This window comes from Paraburkholderia caffeinitolerans (assembly GCF_902859945.1).
Lineage (GTDB): Bacteria > Pseudomonadota > Gammaproteobacteria > Burkholderiales > Burkholderiaceae > Paraburkholderia > Paraburkholderia caffeinitolerans.
In genome coordinates this window covers 1-1201 of the sequence record NZ_CADIKL010000108.1, presented here as the reverse complement: position 1 = coordinate 1201, position 1201 = coordinate 1, and the positions used below count along the sequence as shown (strand labels likewise).

Annotated in this window: 1 protein-coding gene; it reads left to right on the top strand. The window is 60.0% G+C overall.

Translation table 11 applies throughout. The features are described 5' to 3' along the window. Nucleotides 1-61 precede the first annotated feature (61 nt). Nucleotides 62-1185 (top strand): IS3 family transposase gene (locus HV773_RS36465; RefSeq protein ID WP_129561760.1). Its coding sequence is split into 2 segments (ribosomal slippage): nt 62-320 and nt 320-1185, totalling 1125 coding nucleotides; the frame shifts between segments, so codons are not numbered across the junction. The last annotated feature ends 16 nt before the right edge of the window (nt 1186-1201 follow it).

The following is a 1201-nucleotide window of genomic DNA, read 5'->3' as shown; positions in this document are numbered from 1 at the left end:
TGACCTGCTCCCCGCGATTAGTACGCTGACGGTGTAGAGTCCGTTCCGACAAGGAGCGGTCATGAAGAAGCGATTCACCGAAGAACAGATTATTGGCGTGCTGAAGGAAGGTGAGGCGGGCATGAAGCCAGCAGAGCTATGCCGCAAGCACGGCATCTCGGAAGCGACCTACTACAACTGGAAGGCGAAGTTTGGCGGCATGACGGTGTCCGATGCGCAGCGCCTGAAGGAGCTGGAGCAGGAGAACAGCAAGCTCAAGCGTCTGCTGGCCGAGTCGATGCTCGACAATTCTGCGTTGAAGGACCTGCTGTCGCGAAAATAGCAAGCCCGCAGGCTAAACGCGATGCGGTCCAGATATTGATGGCCGAACGCGCTATGGGTGTCACCCGAGCCTGCGGGCTGGTAGGGATTTCCCGCTCGCTGTTTCAGTATGAGTCGCGCCGCCGGGTCGACGACGAGGCGCTGACTGGCCGGATGATCGCCATCGCGGCGCAAAAGCGTCGCTATGGTTATCGGCGCATTCATGTGCTGTTGCAGCGCGAGGGCTGGCTGGCAAACCATAAACGCATCTGGCGGCTGTATAGCAAGGCCGGACTGAGCGTGCGCAAGCGGCGTCGCAAGCGTATTGCCGCTGTCGAGCGCAAACCGCTGCCGGTGCCAACGGGACCGAACCAGAGCTGGTCGATGGACTTCGTCAGCGACGGGCTGGCCTATGGTCGGCGCTTTCGCTGTCTGAACGTGGTCGACGATTACACGCGTGAGTGCCTGGCTATCGAGGTCGATACCTCATTGCCAGGTCAACGGGTTAAGCAGATGCTTGAACGGTTACGCGAGATGCGCGGCTTGCCCGAGTCCATCACGGTGGACAACGGCCCGGAGTTCGCCGGTAAGGTGCTGGATGCATGGGCTTACGAAACGGGCGTTATGCTGTCGTTCATCCGGCCTGGCAAGCCGGCGGAAAACGCCTACATCGAGAGCTTCAACGGGCGATTCCGGGACGAATGCCTGAACGAGCACTGGTTCGTTTCCATGAGCCACGCCAGGCGTTTGATTGAAGATTGGCGTATCGAGTACAACACCGAGCGCCCTCACAGCTCGCTCGGCTACCTGGCGCCGGTGCAGTTCGCAAAGGCGCACGAAGCGAAGGAATTATTACCCTCGGACTCCAACGGCGCTTCGTACTAATACCGGGGGCAGGTCA